This is a genomic window from Cucumibacter marinus DSM 18995 (assembly GCF_000429865.1).
GTDB lineage: Bacteria > Pseudomonadota > Alphaproteobacteria > Rhizobiales > Devosiaceae > Cucumibacter > Cucumibacter marinus.
The window spans coordinates 1-17,920 of sequence record NZ_AUCR01000011.1; the positions used below are offsets into that span (position 1 = coordinate 1).

Annotated in this window: 16 protein-coding genes and 1 tRNA gene; 3 read left to right on the forward strand and 14 right to left on the reverse strand. The window is 62.6% G+C overall.

The annotated features are described in order from the left end of the window. Positions 1 to 301: 301 nt before the first annotated feature. From G489_RS0108140 to G489_RS0108160, 5 genes are all read right to left on the reverse strand, one after another. Positions 302 to 1,102 (reverse strand): exodeoxyribonuclease III, encoded by an 801-nt coding sequence (locus tag G489_RS0108140; protein ID WP_029041128.1) that lies wholly within the window; start codon positions 1,100 to 1,102, stop codon positions 302 to 304. 119 nt (positions 1,103 to 1,221) lie between these two features. After that, complete coding sequence (locus G489_RS21735) at positions 1,222 to 1,911, reverse strand: LolA family protein (RefSeq protein WP_029041129.1); 690 nt, start codon at positions 1,909 to 1,911, stop codon at positions 1,222 to 1,224. A gap of 196 nt (positions 1,912 to 2,107) precedes the next feature. Next, entirely contained in the window at positions 2,108 to 4,792 is a 2,685-nt protein-coding gene (locus tag G489_RS0108150) for a DNA translocase FtsK (RefSeq protein ID WP_035872062.1), read from the reverse strand. A gap of 232 nt (positions 4,793 to 5,024) precedes the next feature. Beyond that, positions 5,025 to 6,425 (reverse strand): ammonium transporter family protein, encoded by a 1,401-nt coding sequence (locus G489_RS0108155; protein WP_029041131.1) that lies wholly within the window; start codon positions 6,423 to 6,425, stop codon positions 5,025 to 5,027. 23 nt (positions 6,426 to 6,448) lie between these two features. Further along, positions 6,449 to 6,787 carry a P-II family nitrogen regulator gene (locus G489_RS0108160; protein WP_029041132.1) on the reverse strand — a complete coding sequence of 113 codons (339 nt, stop codon included), beginning with the start codon at positions 6,785 to 6,787 and terminating at the stop codon, positions 6,449 to 6,451. A gap of 305 nt (positions 6,788 to 7,092) precedes the next feature. Between G489_RS0108160 and G489_RS0108165 the strand changes: the two genes are divergently transcribed. Beyond that, positions 7,093 to 8,364 (forward strand): FAD-dependent monooxygenase, encoded by a 1,272-nt coding sequence (locus G489_RS0108165; protein WP_081691466.1) that lies wholly within the window; start codon positions 7,093 to 7,095, stop codon positions 8,362 to 8,364. On the opposite strand, the gene G489_RS0108170 is transcribed toward G489_RS0108165, so the two are convergent. The 3 genes from G489_RS0108170 to trxA form a co-directional block, all read right to left on the reverse strand. Beyond that, a complete protein-coding gene (locus G489_RS0108170; RefSeq protein ID WP_029041134.1) occupies positions 8,361 to 8,570 on the reverse strand; it encodes a Trm112 family protein in 210 nt (69 codons plus the stop codon). The genes G489_RS0108165 and G489_RS0108170 overlap by 4 nt on opposite strands. 35 nt (positions 8,571 to 8,605) lie before the next feature. Next, the gene (locus tag G489_RS0108175) at positions 8,606 to 9,274 is read right to left on the reverse strand and encodes an LON peptidase substrate-binding domain-containing protein (protein ID WP_029041135.1); all 669 of its coding nucleotides are present in this window, start codon (positions 9,272 to 9,274) and stop codon (positions 8,606 to 8,608) included. A 94-nt stretch (positions 9,275 to 9,368) separates the two neighbouring features. Next, positions 9,369 to 10,310 carry a thioredoxin gene (gene trxA / locus G489_RS0108180; protein ID WP_029041136.1) on the reverse strand — a complete coding sequence of 314 codons (942 nt, stop codon included), beginning with the start codon at positions 10,308 to 10,310 and terminating at the stop codon, positions 9,369 to 9,371. A gap of 344 nt (positions 10,311 to 10,654) precedes the next feature. On the opposite strand from trxA, the gene G489_RS0108185 reads away from it, so the two are divergent. Further along, a tRNA-Gly gene (locus G489_RS0108185) sits at positions 10,655 to 10,729 on the forward strand. 97 nt (positions 10,730 to 10,826) lie between these two features. Here G489_RS0108185 and G489_RS0108190 read toward each other — a convergent pair. From G489_RS0108190 to G489_RS19650, 5 genes are all read right to left on the reverse strand, one after another. Next, the gene (locus G489_RS0108190) at positions 10,827 to 11,228 is read right to left on the reverse strand and encodes a hypothetical protein (RefSeq protein WP_029041137.1); all 402 of its coding nucleotides are present in this window, start codon (positions 11,226 to 11,228) and stop codon (positions 10,827 to 10,829) included. Positions 11,229 to 11,242: 14 nt separating this feature from the next. Then, positions 11,243 to 12,838 (reverse strand): GMC oxidoreductase, encoded by a 1,596-nt coding sequence (locus G489_RS0108195; RefSeq protein WP_029041138.1) that lies wholly within the window; start codon positions 12,836 to 12,838, stop codon positions 11,243 to 11,245. A 123-nt stretch (positions 12,839 to 12,961) separates the two neighbouring features. After that, the gene (gene hutC / locus G489_RS0108200) at positions 12,962 to 13,720 is read right to left on the reverse strand and encodes a histidine utilization repressor (RefSeq protein ID WP_245578852.1); all 759 of its coding nucleotides are present in this window, start codon (positions 13,718 to 13,720) and stop codon (positions 12,962 to 12,964) included. 144 nt (positions 13,721 to 13,864) lie between these two features. Next, the gene (locus G489_RS0108205; protein WP_029041140.1) at positions 13,865 to 14,629 is read right to left on the reverse strand and encodes an amino acid ABC transporter ATP-binding protein; all 765 of its coding nucleotides are present in this window, start codon (positions 14,627 to 14,629) and stop codon (positions 13,865 to 13,867) included. A 2-nt stretch (positions 14,630 to 14,631) separates the two neighbouring features. Beyond that, positions 14,632 to 15,570, reverse strand: a complete 939-nt coding sequence (locus G489_RS19650; protein WP_210162596.1) for an amino acid ABC transporter permease — start codon at positions 15,568 to 15,570, stop codon at positions 14,632 to 14,634. Positions 15,571 to 15,878: 308 nt separating this feature from the next. On the opposite strand from G489_RS19650, the gene G489_RS0108215 reads away from it, so the two are divergent. Beyond that, positions 15,879 to 16,736: a transporter substrate-binding domain-containing protein gene (locus G489_RS0108215; protein ID WP_029041141.1), complete on the forward strand. Its 858-nt coding sequence runs from the start codon at positions 15,879 to 15,881 to the stop codon at positions 16,734 to 16,736. A 128-nt stretch (positions 16,737 to 16,864) separates the two neighbouring features. Here G489_RS0108215 and G489_RS0108220 read toward each other — a convergent pair whose 3' ends face one another. After that, positions 16,865 to 17,908 carry a sodium:calcium antiporter gene (locus tag G489_RS0108220; RefSeq protein WP_029041142.1) on the reverse strand — a complete coding sequence of 348 codons (1,044 nt, stop codon included), beginning with the start codon at positions 17,906 to 17,908 and terminating at the stop codon, positions 16,865 to 16,867. Between the last annotated feature and the right edge of the window lie 12 nt (positions 17,909 to 17,920).

The following is a 17,920-nucleotide window of genomic DNA, read 5'->3' on the forward strand; positions in this document are numbered from 1 at the left end:
AGTAGTGCACCGTGCGCTCCCTCTCCCCGCCGGGGAGAGGGTTGGGGTGAGGGGCTCTGTTCTGCCTCAGCCAAGGCCCCCTCACCCGATCCTTCGGATCGACCTCTCCCCCAAGGGAGAGGTGAAACCCGTGCCTGCCTGATTGAGGTCCGGGACAGGGCGAAGATTGTAGCTGTTCAACCCTTCGAGCGGCCTTTCGAGCATAGCTCTCAAGGCGTTCTTTCGCTTCCAAAGGTCCACCGGACCTTTGGATCAGGCGTTGCCCGACCGCTCCTCACTCCCTCACGCCGGCGGGCTGGCTTCACGCGATGCGGGCGAGGACGGGGACGTGGTCGGAAGGCTTTTCGGTCCAGCCGCGGGCCTCGCGGATGACTTCGACCTGAGAACAGTGAGGCGCGATGGCCGGGCTCGACCAGATATGGTCGAGGCGCCGGCCGCGGTCGGAGGCCTCCCAATCTCGGGCGCGGTAGCTCCACCAGGAATAGACCCGTTCCTCCAGCGGGATGTGCTGACGCACCAGATCCACCCAGTTGCGGCGATCGCGCAAGGCATCAAGGGTCTCGGTCTCGATCGGGGTGTGGCTGACGACTTTGAGGAGCTGCTTGTGGCTCCAGACATCGTTTTCATGCGGGGCGATGTTGAAATCGCCCACAAGGATATGCCCGGCGTCGAATTCGGGGGTGTCGAACCAGTCCTTGAGTTCGGCGAGGAAGTCGAGCTTGTGGCGGAACTTGGGATTGATCTCCGGGTTGGGTTCGTCACCGCCGGCGGGGATATAGAAATTATGCAGACGCGCCGGACCCGCGGCGGTGTCGATCAGGGCCGAGACATGACGCGAATCGCCCATGGCACAGAATTCGCGGCGGTCGATGTCGCCAAGCGGCTGTTTCGATACGATGGCGACGCCGTGATAGCCCTTTTGCCCGTTGACCGCCTGATGGGTGTAGCCGGCCTCGGCGAAGGCCTTTTGCGGGAACTGGTCGTTCTGGCACTTGATCTCCTGCAGGCACAGGATGTCGGGCTGCTTGTCGGCGAGAAAGTCCAGCACCATGGGCAAGCGCAGGCGGACGGAATTGATGTTCCAGGTGGCAAGAAGCGGCAAGGACGATCTCCGGGCGCGATCAGAAAAGAAACAACCGGCGCCCGATAAGGCCGCCGGTTGATCATGTTGCGCATCCGGGCGGCGCGCTGCAAGCGCCGCTCGCCACAATTCACATCAGGTCAGTTGTTGTTGGAGACGAAATCCGGATTGATCGAGAAATAATTGCGCGGAATTTCGACATTGGTCCGGGTGTCGAAGATCGAAAAGGTCAGCTCGCCGCCATTGGGCTCGATCAGGCTCCACTGGATAAGGTCCTTGGAGACGGTCTCAAAGATCAGCGTGACTTCGACCACCCCGATTGGCGTGTCATCGGCCAGCGAGACGGCGATCAACTCACGGGTGACGGGCTCGGGCACTTCCTCGGTCGGCTCGGGGGTGTCGTCGAAGATGATGACGTCGGTCAGATTGGCCGACAGCAGATCAATGCGGTCGGAGAGGAACTGGCGCAGCGGCACCTTGTCCTGCGGATAGGCGGTCGAAGTCTTCTCGCGCCTGTCGACCACGTAGAAGCCCTGGCCCGCAGTGATGATCTCGGTGAAAGAGGGCGGGCCATAGCGGAAGCGGATCTTGTTGGGTCGGGCCAGCCAGAACACGCCTTCGAGCCGGTCGCCATTGGCATTCACCTGCAGGAAGCGGCCGACCATGGTGCGGATGTCGGTGTGGTGCTGGGAGATCTCGTTGATCAGCGTGATCTCGCGCTCGGTCAACTGGCGGTCGAGAGCCCGGGCCGGGGTCTGGGCGAACAGCAGGACCGCAAAGGCGATCAGAACCGCCTGGGCGAAAAGACTGCGGAAGACAAATCGGGTCATCTTGGCTTTCCGGAATGCTGGCATGGCAGGACGCTTCCAAAGGGACGCTGGTTGGAGACACCTAGAAGGCGATCATTGAAACAGAATTTGCTTCTCTCCGCCTAGGGGGCAAATGCGGCAAGAGCGCGTCGCCCCCCTGAAGGGCGGGTCGGACCGGCTCGAAAATGACCCGCTGGTTCCTTGTCCCGCGTCCGGCTCAGTAAGCGGTCTCTGAGTCGCCCACCAGCACTTCGCGCTTGCCCGCATGGTTGGCCGGGGAAATGACCCCCTCCTGCTCCATGCGCTCGATGAGGGTCGCAGCGCGATTATAACCGATCGAGAGGCGGCGCTGGATATAGCTCGTCGAGGCCTTGCGGTCATTGAGAACGATGTTGACGGCTTTGTCGTAAAGCTCGTCACCCGACGAAGCGAGGTTCGAGCCGGGCACGCCATCTTCGCCCTCATCATCGTCTTCGGTGATGTTGTCGAGATATTCGGGCGTGCCCTGGGCCTTCAGGTGAGAGACCACGTCCTCGACTTCTCCATCCGAGACGAAGGGGCCATGCAGGCGCTTTATGCGGCTGCCGCCAGCCATATAGAGCATGTCGCCCATGCCCAGAAGCTGTTCGGCGCCCTGCTCGCCCAGAATGGTGCGGCTGTCGATCTTGGAGGTGACCTGGAAGGAAATCCGGGTCGGGAAGTTGGCCTTGATGGTGCCGGTGATGACATCGACCGAAGGACGCTGGGTGGCCATGATCAGGTGGATGCCGGCGGCACGGGCCATCTGGGCCAGGCGCTGGATGGCGCCTTCGATGTCCTTGCCCGCGACCATCATCAGGTCGGCCATCTCGTCGACGATGACGACGATATAGGGGAGCGGTTCGAGATCGAATTCCTCGCTCTCGAAGATCGGCTCGCCGGTTTCGCGATTGAACCCGGTCTGCACGGTACGGGTGAGGATCTCGCCCTTTTTCTGGGCTTCGCCGACACGGGCATTGAAGCCGTCGATATTGCGGACCCCGATCTTCGACATCTTCTTGTAGCGGTCCTCCATCTCGCGGACCGCCCATTTGAGACCGGTCACGGCCTTGGCCGGATCGGTGATCACAGGGGTCAGCAGATGGGGGATGCCATCATAGATCGAAAGTTCGAGCATTTTCGGATCGATCATGATCAGCCGGCATTCCTCCGGGCGGAACCGGTAGAGGAGCGACAGAATCATGGTGTTGACCGCGACCGACTTGCCCGAGCCGGTGGTGCCCGCGATCAGCAAGTGGGGCATGCGGGCGAGATCGGCGATGATCGGTTCGCCGCCAATGGTCTTGCCAAGGCAGAGCGGCAGCTTGCCCTTCATCTTCTCGAAGTCGGCGGAGCCAAGGATCTCGCGCAGATAGACGGTTTCGCGGGTCTGGTTGGGCAGTTCGATGCCGATGGCATTGCGTCCGGGCACCACGGCCACACGCGCGGAGACCGCACTCATCGAGCGGGCGATATCGTCGGCAAGACCGATGACGCGCGAAGACTTGATGCCGGGGGCCGGCTCGAGTTCGTAAAGGGTGACGACGGGGCCGGGACGGACATTGATGATGTCGCCCTTGACGCCGAAATCCTCGAGGACCCCTTCAAGCTGGCGGGCGTTGTTTTCGAGGGCTTCGGGGGTGAGTTCGGCCGAACGCTGGCCGCCCCGCGCCTCGGCGAGGAAGCTGAGCTCGGGCAGTTCGAATTCACCCGAATCGAGCAGTGAGGCCTGGGCTTCGAGCACCTGGCGCTTGCCCGGCACGATGCGCGGCACGGCAGCGCGCACGCGCGGCTTTGCAGGGGGCGCCGGTTCGGCGCCGGGGACGTCTGTCAGTTCGCCGTCGCGCAGCAGGCGGGCAATGCCGTCTTCCTCGGAATATTCGAACTCGGCAGCGTCGAAATCATAGCGTTCTTCGTAGCCGCCCTGGCTCGAATGATCGTCACGGCGGTCACGGCGGGACGAATCATAGTCATCGATCGCCAGTTCGTCGCCGAACGGAGCTTCACGTGAATCATCGCCATAGTCGGCGTTCTCGTCATCGTAACCGAGCCAGGGTTCGGTGCGATTGCCACCCCTTTCGAGGGAGGGCTCGACTGCGGCTTCGCGCCAGCTGACATCGGCCTCTTCCTTCTTTTCTGCTTTGCGGGTGCGCCACCAGGCCCGCAGCTTCATATTGGCGCGATAGGCGGCGTGGGTTGCAGCGCCCATGCCGACCGAGCCCATGGCGCCCAAAATGGCGAAGATGCGCCGGCCGGCAGTTTCGGCCTCGATGTCGCGCGCTTCGGGCTCGACTTCGGGAACATCGTCGGGCTCGACCGGCTGCAGCGTGCCGCGGCGGCTGACCGAAAAATAGAGCGGCACCAGCGCCAGCGGCGCGAGAATCAGTGCGTAGATGGCGGCAGCCAGGCCCGAAGGCGGCGCGCCGGTGACAAGGGCAGCCAATGCCGAAAAGCCGTGGCCGATCACCCCGCCAAGTCCAATGGGCAGCACCCAGGTCTCAGGCGCGGGGACGCAGGCGAAAATGCCGGCGGCGATGATCGAGGCAACGAGCCAGAACAGGACCCTCAGCCCCCAGCGTTTGGGCGGGCGATTGCGGATCAGTGAGGCGCTCCACAGAAGCGGCGGCGTCATGACAATCAGCGCGCCGAGCCCGAAGAACTGGATCAACAGATCGGCGATGACCGCGCCAGGCGCACCCATCCAGTTGGCGGGCGCCGCGTCAACGGCGTTGGACAGGCTCGGATCGCCGGCAGACCAGCTGGCGAGGGACGCCAGGGCGAACAGGCAAAAGGCAAATCCGGCGACGCCGATGGCGCGCAGCGGAATGCGGATGGCGATAGCGTTAGGGGCGGGGCGATGGTCGAGCGCTTGGGAAGACGGCATGCCGACAAATGGTCCGATACTCAATGAACACGAAACGGATGGGGCGAGCCTAGCAGGGCATGGTTAACCCGGTTTTAAGGGTGGTCGACAATGTGGGCCAAGGTGTTGAACTTGGTCGGCCGAGGTGTTGAGAGGGTTCGAAGAGCCCGAAAATCATGGGGTCCGCGAGTACAAAAAGAACCGGCCCCGGGTCGCCCCGGGGCCGGTTCCGCGATGCGGGCTTCCGGATTGGCTAGAACTCCGGATAAGCCTCCAGCCCGACCTCGGTCTTGTCGAGGCCCAGCCGCTCCTCCTCCTCGGAGACGCGAATGCCCATGGTCGCCTTCAGGGCCAGCCAGACGATGCCGCTGGTGACGGTGACGAAGACGCCCACGATGACGATGGATGCGACCTGGCCGAACAGGCTCGCATCGGGGTTGGTGATGACGACAGCGAGCGTGCCCCAGATGCCTGCGAACAGGTGCACCGGGATGGCGCCGACCACATCGTCGATCTTGAGACGGTCGAGCATCGGGACGGCGAAGACCACGATCACGCCACCAACGCCACCAATCAGGGCCGCCATGCCCAGACCCGGGGTCAACGGCTCGGCGGTGATCGAGACCAGACCGGCAAGGGCGCCGTTGAGCACCATGGTCAGATCGACCTTCTTGTAGATGAGCTGGGTCAGCAAGAGGGCGGCGACGGCACCGCCGGCGGCACCCATATTGGTGTTGGCGAAGATGCGCGAGACATCAGCGGCATCACCAACCGAACCCAGCGCGAGCTGCGAACCGCCATTGAAGCCGAACCAGCCGAGCCACAGGATGAAGGTCCCCAGCGTTGCCAGAGGCATGGAAGAGCCGGGCATGGCGGTGGAGGTGCCATCCTTGTTGTAGCGGCCGGTGCGGGCCCCGAGGATGATCGCGCCGACAAGCGCGGCCCAGCCACCAACAGAGTGGACGACGGTCGAGCCGGCGAAATCGAGGAAGCCGAGCTGGGTGTCGAGGAAGCCACCGCCCCATTTCCAGGCCGCCTGCACCGGGTAGATGAGACCGGTCAGGACAACGATGAAGATGAGGAAGGGCCAGAGCTTGATGCGTTCGGCAAGGGTGCCAGAGACGATCGAGGCGGTGGTGGCGCAGAACATCAGCTGGAAAAAGAAGTCCGAGCCGGTCGTGGCGTAGGAGAGGTCGTCTGCCGCTTCCGGCGCAACCCCCACCGCCTCGAGCACCGCGGTGCCGATGGCACCGAGATACCCCACGATATAGGGCCCGTCTTCGCCCTGGGCTTCATAGCCAATCATCCAGCTATCGCCCGGATACATCAGCTTGTAGCCGATGAGGTAATAGGCAAGGCCGGCAATGGCGAAGAGGGAAATGTTCTTCAAAAGCTGCATGGCGACGTTCTTGCGCCGCACCAGCCCGGCTTCAAGCATGGCGAAGCCGGCGGCCATCCACATGACGAGGAAGCCGGAAATAAGGAACAAAAGGGTGTTGAGAATGAAGACCGTCTGCTCGGCGGGCGCACCGGAGGATGCTGCCTCGGCGACGGCGGTGGCGGGTTCGACCGCCTCCTGTGCGAAGCCCGAACCGGTGAAGGCGATGATCGCCAGGGCCGGCAGGGTTTTCAGGGCGAGCGCTTTTGCGTTCATTGTTCTCTCCTGAGTGAAAATGCCTACAGCGCGTCGGCGCCGGTCTCACCGGTGCGCACGCGAATGACGTCGTTGAGATCGAGGGTGAAGATCTTGCCGTCTCCGACCCGGCCGGTGCGGGCGGTTTCGGCGATGAGCTGGGTCACTTCGGCGGCGCGGTCGGCCGGCACCGCGATCTCAAGCTTGAGCTTGGGAATGAAGTGAACCGTGTATTCGGCCCCACGATAGATTTCGGAGTGACCTTTCTGGCGGCCGTAACCCTTGACCTCGGTCACGGTCATGCCGGTGACGTCATGGGCCGCCAGCGCTTCGCGGACAGGTTCGAGCCGCGATGGCTTGATGATGGCGATAATCAGTTTCATTTCGTCCTCCAGGGCGAGGTGATGGACATCGCCCTTTCAGACTCAAGCCGCGTGCCAGAATCGGCATGCCGTCGTAACACTATGAAATTATGAGAGTTTTGCGGAAGCCATCAAATCAGGCGGTTTCCTGTTTCGTTAATTGTGCACAATTTGTGTGCAGGATTTCGCCGTTGATGACAAAATATGCAGCGATGAGCGCGACGGTTTGCCCTGATGCATCGCCCTTGCAGGGGAATGCTGCCGGGTCCAATTAGAAGTGTTGGCAAAGCGAGGGGTGCGCCCGCCTCGCAACAGGGAGACCGGCCATGACGCAATCCCAGACCCGAGCCGAAACCCGCGCGGATAGCGGCGCCAGGACCGTCGGCTGCGATATCGCGATCATCGGCGGCGGGCCGGTGGGGCTGACGCTGGCGATCGCGCTCAAACGCTTCGCGCCGGGCATGGAGATCGTGCTTGTCGATGCCCGCCCGTTGGCGGTGCCCAAGGATGAACGCTCAACCGCGATCTCGGCCGGGGTCAGTTCGGTCTTCGATGCGATCGGGGTGTGGGCGCCGATGGCGAAGGGCGCCGAACCGATCCGGTCGATGAAAATCACCGATAGCGGCAAGGGCGATCTTTACCGGCCGCTTTTTCTCGGCTTCGAAGGTCATGTGGGATCGGGCCAGCCCTTTGCGCATATGGTTCCGAACCGGATCACGGCCGAAGCGCTGATCGGGGCGATCACCGATTGCGGGGTCGAGGTCATCGCGCCAGACAAGGTGGTGGACCGCGATATCTCCAACCCGGTCAAGGCCAGGCTGACGCTGGAAAGCGGAACCACGATTGAAGCAGCGTTGGTGATCGGTGCGGATGGCGGGCGTTCGGCCCTGCGCGCCATGGCCGGGATCGATGTGATCCGGCACGATTATGACCAGATGGGACTGGTGGCAACGATCGGACATGAATTCGATCATGACGGCGTGGCCTATGAGCATTTCCTGCCCGCGGGACCGTTTGCCAGCCTGCCGCTGCCGGATCGGCAATCCTCGCTGGTGTGGACCGAGCGGACAAAAGATGCACAGGCCCTGATGGCGCTCGATGAAGACGCGATTGCCCGCGAGATCGAACAGCGTATGGGCTCGACACTGGGCAAGGTGACGCTCAAATCTCCGGTCCAGGGATTCCCGCTGGCGATGGTGCTGGCGCGCTCGATGGTGGCCGAACGGCTGGCGCTTGTCGGGGATGCCGCCCATGTGGTGCACCCGATTGCCGGGCAGGGGCTTAATCTGGGGCTCAAGGATGTGGCGGCGCTTGCCGAAGTGATCATCGAGGCGGCGCGGATCGGGGAAGACATTGGCGCCCCGGATGTGCTCGAGCGTTACCAGCGCTGGCGGCGGTTCGACACCGCGCTGATGGCGATGGTAACCGACGGGATGAACCGGCTGTTCTCCAACGATATTGCCCCGGTGCGAATCGCCCGCGATATCGGGCTTGGCGTGGTCGACCGGATCGGGCCGCTCAAGAAGGCGATGATCGGCCACGCGGCCGGGATATCCGGGTCAGACGGGCCAAAGCTGCTGCGCGGAATCGGGATTTAGCGTTCGAGCCGGTCGACTTCTTCTTCCGAGATCGGACGGGCTTCCTCGAGCACCATCTCCGGAATGCCGTCCCGGATCGGAAAGGCGAGCCGGGCGGCAAGGGAAATCAGCTCGGACTTGTCTTCACTCAGGATCAGCCGCGTCTTGGTGAGCGGACAGACCAGCATGTCGAGAACATGCCGGTCCGGTCCCTGCTGGCCAGCGATCGGGGCACCGGATCTTCGATGATCGGTGGTGCCGGTCACTGGAGGTTCCGCCCCGGCGCACTGCGCGACATCTCGACTTCGGCGAGGGCGGTCAGCATTTCGGCGCGCTCGCGAAGGGTGGAGGTTTCAAGCAGGGCCTGACGCTCACGCGGGCCATAGGGCGAGGCCATGACGCAGGAATTAACGAGATCCTCAACCGACATGGCGGTGACATCGTCCCAGTCGATTTCAAATTCGGCAAAGTCGGCATAGTCGCGCAAGGCCGCCAGAAAGGCGTGGCGGTCGACATCCTCTTCGCCATGGCCTTCCTCGAAATCGGATTCGAAGGGTGCGCATTCGACCTCTGCCTTGCGGAACGGAGCAAAGCTTTCAACCTCGCTGGCAAGGTTGAAGCGGATGATGCCCATCAGGCCGATCAGATAGCGATTGTCGGGCCGTTCCTCGAAATGGGTGATGCGGCCAATGGTGCCGATACCGGACAAGGGCGGGCTGTCGCCTTCAGCGGTGGCGCCACCCGGCTCGATGGCCGGTTGAATGACACCGATCAGCCGGTCGCCAGCCAGGGCATGATCGACCATGGCCAGATAACGCGGCTCGAAGATGTTGAGCGGCAGCACCATGCGCGGCAGCAAAAGCGCCCCGGCCAGGGGAAAGATCGGCACCTGGTCCGGGATATCGGCGAGGGATCGGATCACCCTTTTCATGCGGTTTTCCTTCCTGTCCCGCTTACGGGGTTCAAGCTCTTGTATTATCGCGTTTCCAAACGGTGAAGCGGTATCAACTTCACCTGGAAATGCTCTAGCTGAACAGGAGCGAGGAGAGCTGGCGGCGGCCTTTGGCCGTTGCCGGGTCGGCAGGACCCCAGGCGTCGAACAGTTCGAGCAGTTTCTTGCGGGCCTTTTGTTCTTCCCATTCGCGGTCGCGGCGGATGATCTCGATCAGCTCGGCGGCAGCGGCCATCCGGTCGGTGCGCGCATTGAGCGCCAGGGCGAGATCGAACCGGGCCTGATGATCATCGGGGTTGGCAGCGAGGGTTTCAAGCAGCGCTGCGGGATCATCGAGCCCGGCAGCTTCTTCGGCCAGGGCCAGGGCGGATTTGACGGCCTCATAGCCCTCAGTCTCCTGATCGTCTTCGGCGACACGATCCAAGAGCTCCTTGGCGGCATCGGCATTGCCGGCCTGAAGTTGCAAGCGCGCGAGACCGATCAGTGACGGTGCGTTGGTCGGCGCCACGCCAAGGATCTGGCTGTAGATCTGCCCGGCAACCTGGGGCTGGCCTGCGTTTTCGGCTTCGCTGGCCTGTTCGAGGGCGATCTTGATCTGCTCCTCGGGATCATTGCCGGCGGGCTGGCCGCCATTGCCGCCGCCGCCAGCGGCTGGCAGGCGCTCGATGAAGCGCTTGACCTCGGATTCGGGCAAGGCGCCGAGAAAACCGTCAACCGGGCGACCATCGACAAAGGCGAAGACGGCTGGAATCGACTGGATGCCCATCTGGCCGGCCAGCGCCTGGTTCTCGTCGATATTGATCTTGACGAGACGGATCTTGCCGCCGGCTTCGCGGGTCACCTTTTCAAGAGTCGGGGTGAGCTGGCGGCATGGCCCGCACCACGGCGCCCAGAAATCGACAAGCACCGGCGTATTCGCGGACGCGTCCAGCACATCGGCCTGAAAGCCCGATGTATCCGAATCGCTGATCAGATCCGGCCCTGCACCATTTTGCTGCGGCTGCATGATTTCCATGGTTAACACCTTTTGATGACCGGCCGGGCCTAAAGCCGCGTACCGGAACCGCTCGTTCTTGCCCGTCGAGCGGAGTTTTGCTTTGGGTTCTTTGTGGGTCAGACGGGGGCGAAATACAAGGGTGTGCGGCGAATCGCGCCTGGTTCGGCTTAGCGTTTCACCAAATCACCAAGTGGGTTTAACCTCGGGCAATATGACGTTGCCGAACGTCGGGCCGGCATCCGTTTGAGCATGAAACCCCTGTGGCGAAACAGGGTGCGAAATTGCGGTTGCAATCCGGTTCGCGATTGGGCATATAGGCGCCCACGCCAGTCAGCCGGTTCCGCCGGGGGCTGGATCAGGATGCGGGCGTAGCTCAGGGGTAGAGCACAACCTTGCCAAGGTTGGGGTCGTGAGTTCGAATCTCATCGCCCGCTCCAAACAGACTTCAGAAGAAGGCTCGGATCTCCGGGCCTTTTGTCTTTTCCGGGTCTTGTGTCTTTTCCAGGTCTTGTGTCGTTTGGGCTTGCCCGGCGGTCAGGCCGTTGCGGCCTCGGCGCTGATCAGCGCTTCGGTTTCCGAAATCATCCAGCCATCAACCAGTACGATCCGTCCGGCGGCGAAATCAGCGCGGCATTCCTCCTGGACCATGGTCATTCGGGTCTGGGGGCAGTCGGTGCCAATGGCCCTTTCGATGCCGGCCTTTGCGGTCAACAGCCGGGTTGCCGCGCCGGGGCGGGCCAGGCCGGGGTGATCGCGGAGGACGCTCTGGCCGATGGTGCGCAAGGCGTCATGATCCATGCCGGGGAGCGAGGCGAAGAAGTCGGGCGTGTGGCGCGGCACCATGCGGCAGGCCAGCAGACCTCCGCCATAGGCCACACCGGTAATGGCCAACAGGCCACCGGCACCGATCAGACCGCGTCTTGTCCATTTGCCCATGAAGGGACCTCCGTTCACGCCGCCTGCAGGGTGTCGGCGAGATGATCGCCGAGCCTGAGGGCCAGTGCCACAATGGTGAGGGTCGGGTTGGCGGCGCCGCAAGTCGTAAAGACCGAGCTGCCGGCCACATAAAGATTGTCGACCGAGTGCACCCGGCAATCGGCATCGACCACACCCTGACGCGGGTTGGCATGCATGCGGGTGGTGCCGATATGGTGATAGCCGGTAAAGGCCTGGGTGACATCGGCGGGATCGGATATGCCGAGATTGAGCCGGCCGAGCCCGGCCTTGCCCAGCTCCGCGCCCAGGATCATGTGGGTGCGGCGCAGGCTGTCCATATCGCCCGGTGCGACCTGCCAGTCGAGAATGACCCGGCGCATCCCCAAGGGATCGATATCCTCGCCCAGCATCACGCGGCTGTCGGGATTGGGGCTTTGTTCGGCGTCCTGCTTGAGATCGATTGCCTTGATAACGCCGCCGCCGGTGAAGCGGCGGGCGATGTTGCGATAGATGCCGGTTACGACAGGGCCGGGCTGTTCGATGACATTGCAGGCGTTTTCGGCCAGCCGGTCGGGCACCTGACCGCGGGCGAAGGCCTTGGCCATCGAAGAAAATGACAGCCAGGCGTGGTCGCGGAAATCGTCATTGTGATCCGGGTTCTCCCAAACCACCTGCAGGAAGGCGGCATTGTTGAGCAGCCCCTCGCGCTCGATCACCGGGTCGGTGAGGCGCAGGGCCATGCCCAGTTGAGCCTCGGTCGTCGCCTGGGAATAGAAACCCAGATCGGTCTGATTGTCGGCAAGGACAATCGAGCTGGCGACGATGTTGAGGTGGTCCATATAGTAGCGGCCAACAAGATCATTCTCATTGCCGAGACCGGCCGGCCGGTCGGTGTTGAAATTCAACAGAAGCCGGGCGTTTTCAATCCCTCCGCAGGCGAGTACGAATTTGCGGGCGCTCACTGTCGCCTTTTTGCCGTCGAGGGTGGAGATGGTCAGGCTCTCCAGGCGGTCGGTGCCCGAGGCCAGTTTCATGTGAATCACGTTGGCGTGCAGGAGGCAGCGCAGGTTCTCTTCACCTTCGACATCGCCCTGATAGGTTTCTGCGAACCGGGTCGGGGGGCTGTATTGATAGACAGCCGAGGTGACCGTCTCGGGATCGAGGGGCAGCGGTGTGCCCGAGAGCTCATTGCCCCAGCTTTCGGTTGAATAGCGATAGGGCCCGAGCTGCAGATAAGGCTGGGCGCGTTCGTAGAACGGATCGAGGATCTTTCGGTTAATCGGCCAGCCCGAATGGGGCACGGCGGTGCGCTGTTTGAAATCGAGCGGGTCGAGAGGCGCGCATTGTCCTGTCCAGTGACCGGTGGTTCCGCCGAACTGCCGCAGCCGCGAATAGCTCAGATCGGTGTTTTCGAGCCCGGCCAGTTCGCCCTCGTAAAGCGCCTGGATGTCTTCTTCGAGCCCGATGCCGCCGCTTTCGAGCAGGATGACCGAGATTCCCCGGCGCGCCAGTTCGAGCGCCATGGGAATGCCGGCGGCGCCGGCGCCGCAAATACAGATATCGGCCGAAAAGGTCTCGCCGCCCGGCAGGGACCGGAAATCTTCAAGCATGATATGCGCCCTTTGTCTGGCCCGGCGGTTTTAGCCCAACCCAGGCTCCAGACCGTAGGCAGATTTGCCTTCATATTTAATGAATGGCGACAGGCGGGAATGTGTACGGGGGACCAGACCGGTTCAGCCGGTGGTCTGGTTGGGCGAAAAGCGGGCGACAAGCTTGTGCTCATTGGCGGGATAGACCAGCCGGGCATAGGTGACCGGGTCTTCAGCGCGCCAGGTGCGGCGTTCGACAACCAGACAAGCGGCCTGATTCTTGAGGTCGAGCGCCTTGGCCATGTCCGGGCTCGCTTCGGCAGCGGAAATCGTGTGTTCGGCCGCGGTCCAGGGTACGCGAGCCATGATCCAGCCGGTCGGGGTTTCATTGTCAAAGAACTGGCGGGCACCTTCGGGGACGATTTGGAGGTTGATCAGCCGATACTCCTGGCAGAAGGGCATGCGGTTGGCGAAATGCATGCACTCGACCTCAAGGATCGGGGTGCCCGGCTCAACGCCGATTTGCTCGGCATCGTCCTCGGTGGCCGGCCGCTCGATGCGCGATGTGATGGCATAGGTCGCCTCCATATCGAGCGCTTCGATTTCCGAGCGGATATCATGGATCTGAAGTACGGCGGCCTGGGATTTCTGAAAGGCGACGAAGCTGCCGGCGCGGCGGCGACGCTCGACGATGCGGGCGGCGGAAAGGAGAGTCAGGACCTTGTTCACGGTCATGCGCGAGCAGCCATATTGCTCGGCCAGTTCATGCTCGGACGGCAGACGGTGCCCCGGCGGCCAGGTGCCCGAGACGATCTTGTCCTGGATGTCCGCCAGGATGCGATCGTGCAGCGAATGCGGTTTTTCGGGCTTCTTGTGGCGCGCCGTGCCGGCCATGTCGTGCATGTCCTTGAAGGTCCTTTTGCGCAGACTAGGGTGCCGCGCGGTGTGTGTACACGATCCGGACCGGCAACTCACCGGTTTTGATGGGCAACAGGCGATCGCAACGCCGGGAGCGTGTCCCGGCGTTGCGCCTTGCGGAAGTCGCGGTCAGTGCCGCCGGCGCAAAAACGCTTCGGCACGCGCAGTGGCGGGGTGATCGAGGACACGTTCCGCCGGACCACAATCGATGATCTCGCCATCGGCCATGATCGCCACCCGGTCGGCAACGTCACGGGCAAAGCCGACCTCATGGGTGACAATGACCATGGTGATGCCGGTTTTTGCGAGATCGCGCATGGCACCGAGTACCTCGCCGACCCATTCGGGATCGAGCGCGCTGGTGGGCTCATCGAACAGCAGGATGCGCGGATCACAGGCCAGCGCCCTGGCGATGGCGACGCGCTGCTGCTGACCGCCCGACAGATGCGCGGGGTATTTGTGCGCGTGATCTGCAAGGCCGACCGAGGCGAGCAGGTCGAGCGCCTGTTGGCGGGCTTCCGCCCGGGGGCGATGGAGAACATGGACCGGCGCTTCCATCACATTGCCGAGGGCTGTGAGATGCGGGAACAGATTGAACCCCTGGAATACCATGCCCGTCTTGCGGCGCTGCGCGGCGCGCTCGGCCTCGGTCGCCAGCCACACCCCGCCTTGATGATCGCGTGTGAAGCCGGCGGGTTCGCCTTCGACCAGGATATAGCCGGCATCGATGGTCTCGAGCTGGTTGATGCAGCGCAGCATGGTGGTCTTCCCGCTGCCTGACGGACCGAGCACGCAAAGGACTTCGCCCGGCGAAACGGAGAGGGAGACATCATGCAGTACCTCAACGGCGCCGAAGGATTTTTTCAGCTTATGAATGTCGATGATCGCGTTCATGGTCACACCTCGGCGCTGGCACGGATCGCGGGACCGCCCTGCACAGTGGCAGCGCGGGTGGAGCGGCTCATGCGCTTTTCAAGGAAATACTGTCCGGTCGATGTGATCGAGATAATCGCCATGTACCAGATCGAGGCGACGATCAGCAGGGCGATCACCTCGTAGTTGAGCGAATAGATGTTCTGCGCCTTGGTCAGCAGATCGCCGCCGCCGATGATCGAAACCAGAGCGCTGGCTTTCAGCAGCATGATGAACTGATTGCCGACGGGCGGGATGATCACGCGAATCGCCTGGGGCAGGACAATGCGGCGCAGGGCCTTGCCGGGCGTCATGCCGATCGAAAGGGCGGCCTCGGTCTGTCCGTCGGGGACCGACAATATGCCGCCGCGCACAATCTCGGCCATATAGGCGGCTTCGTGCAGGGCAAGGCCCAAAAGAGCGGCGACAAAAGGGGTGATCAGGGCGTTGGTGTCCCAGCCGACAAAGAGCGGTGTGCCGGGGATACCGAGGCCGAGAACGGGGAACAGCAGCGCCAGGTTGAACCACAGGATCAGTTGGACCACCAGCGGCAGGGCGCGGAAGAACCAGACATAGAAACCGGCCATGATGCGCAGCAGCGGGCTTTTCGACTGCTGCATGGCGGCGAGCAGAACGCCGAGGCAGAAGGCGAAAGCGACACTGGCAATCGAGAGCTGGAGGGTGACCACCACCCCGATCAGGATCTGGGGGTGGAACAGATAGGTGCCGACAATATCCCAATGCAGGTTTTCATTGGTGCCGATCGAGACAGCCAATGCAGCGGAAATCGCGAGCACGGCGAGGGTCGCGATCAAGCGCGGCCAGTTCACGGGGCGCCGGGCGGTCACGACGCCGCGGGCATCGAGCGGGATGCCCGGGCTGGGCGAAGGGGTGGGGCCGGCCAGGCCGGTCGCATCAGTCAAAATTTCCTCCCAAAAACAGTGGCCAGATCCCCGGTGCGGACGGGGCTGACCATGAACTTACGCAAGCCCGTTTTTATTGTCTATACAAAATAAGAGGTTTGAAGCGGACCGTTTTGCGCGGATTTTTGCGCCTGTTGGCCCTGGAATGCGCTACCTGCCACGATTTTCGCTTGCCCGGACCAATCTCATTTGCTTATTTGTATACACAAATGGAGAATATGCTGATCGTGATAACCCCATGGTGGGGTGAAAACATCAGATTAATCAATCTCTTCATTTGTCTGCATTATGCGTGAGGAGGAATATCAATGACCTTAGTGAAATCGACAGTCGGGCTGGCCGGCCTGACGCTGGTGGCGGGGCTTTCCCTGTCGGGCGTGGCCGTGGCGCAAAGCGCTGCAGACATGCTGCCGCAAAAATACAGGGATGCCGGGGTCCTCAATGTGGGGATGGTGCTCGATTATCCGCCCTATTCCTGGATCGATGCGGATAGCGGCAATCCGACCGGACTCGAGGTCGATGTCGGGCTCGCCATCGGCGAGAAACTCGACATTGAATGGAACATCATGAGCGTGAAGTGGGAAGGGTTGATCACCGGGGTCGGTTCGGAGCGCTTCGATGTCGGTGCCGGGGGCACCAGCGATCTCGAAGAGCGCGAGAAGGTGGTGACCTTCATCGATTATGCCGCAACCTCGGAAGCAGTGATCGTGCTGGCAAAGAATGCCGAGATATATCCCGATATGGACGCACTTTGCGGCAAGTCGATCGGTGCTCTCAAGGGCACCACGACAGCGACAGTTGCCGAAGACCTCGCGAAGGAATGTGCCGACAAGGGCCTCGATACGCTTCACGTGAATCTTTACACCTCGGTGCCCGATGCCGATCTGGCGCTGCAATCGGGCCGTGATGCGGCACAGGTGGGGTCGACCGAACAGGCGTCCTTCATCATGATGACCGGCGGTCAGGACTGGCATATCGTCAGGGCCGGAATTGGTGCGACGCCGATGGGACCGTTTGTTTCGGTCAAGCGTCCGGATCTCGCCGAGGCGATCCTTGCCGCGCTCAAGGAATTGCGGGCCGAAGGCAAACTCACCGAAATCGCCGCCAAATACGGGCTCGACGGGTCCATCGTCGATCCGATGATCAACATGACCACGGCGCAATAGCGCCCAAGGCATGACATAGCCTGCCGGACCTCCCAAATTCTCGGCAGGACGGCGCAGCTCCCGGCTGCGCGGAGCCGGTCCTTCTGGGCCGGCTCTTTGTTTGTCGGGAGTTTTCGGGCGGTTCGTTGTCAGCGCAGATTGTACATGATCACGACCGAGATCAGGTAGACGAGCAGTACCAGCACGGAATCATAGCCGAAGCGGCCCAACCGGCGGGCTGGCCGCATCAAGAGACCGATCACATAGGCGAGGGTGACGATCAGGCCCCCGGCAAGCCCGATCAGCGCGATCGGTCCGGCCTCGGCCAGGATCGGACCGCCGCGATAGATGAGATCGGCCGGCCAGATCAACGCCAGCATGACAAGGTTCGAACCGAAGATATTGGAGATGGCCAGGGTATAGGACCGGCGGCGCGCCGCGGCGATAGTGGCGCCGAGTTCGGGGAGCGAGGTGGTGACAGCCAGGAGCGTGGCGCCGATGAAGCTGGCGCCCAGCCCCGACTGGACGGCGATGGCATCGGCAGCTTCGACCGTCAGGACACCGCACATCAGAATGATGAGGCAGAAGCCGGCGAAACGCACCAGGACCGAGCGGGTTCCAAGAGCGGGAAAGCTCGAAACAAACAGCCCCTCACCATCTCCGCCGCCGGCCTCGGGTACCTCGACGGGAACCCAGACCTCGGATTTGTCATAGCTGCGCATCAGCACGATGGCCAAGCCATAGCCGACAAAGATCGCGGTGCTGCCAAGTCCGATGGCAAAGGCAGACAGCGGTTCGGCCATCACGACGATGGCGATGGTGAGCCCGATCAGCAGTGCCAGGAGGGCGCCTTCAATGGCCGTGGTCAATTTGCGGGGGAAGCGCGACAGGGCCGCGCCGATCACCAGACCGTCGGCGACCACCAGCATGGCGGTCTGAAGGGTGATACCGCCAATGAGATTGTTGAGCGCCAGATCCGCATCCCCACCTCCGGCGGCCACGACAGTGGTGACGATTTCCGGCAGCGAGGTCGCCGTGGCCAGAAAAATGAGACCGGTGAGCGCGCGACCGAGCTTCAGCCGGTCGGAGATCTCGTCGGCATAGGCCACAAGCTGCATGCCGGCGAACCAGATGCCGGCGGCGCCAACGGCAATAAGAAGAAGATTGGCAGGCAGGCCGAGCGCCAGCAGCATGACGATGTCTCC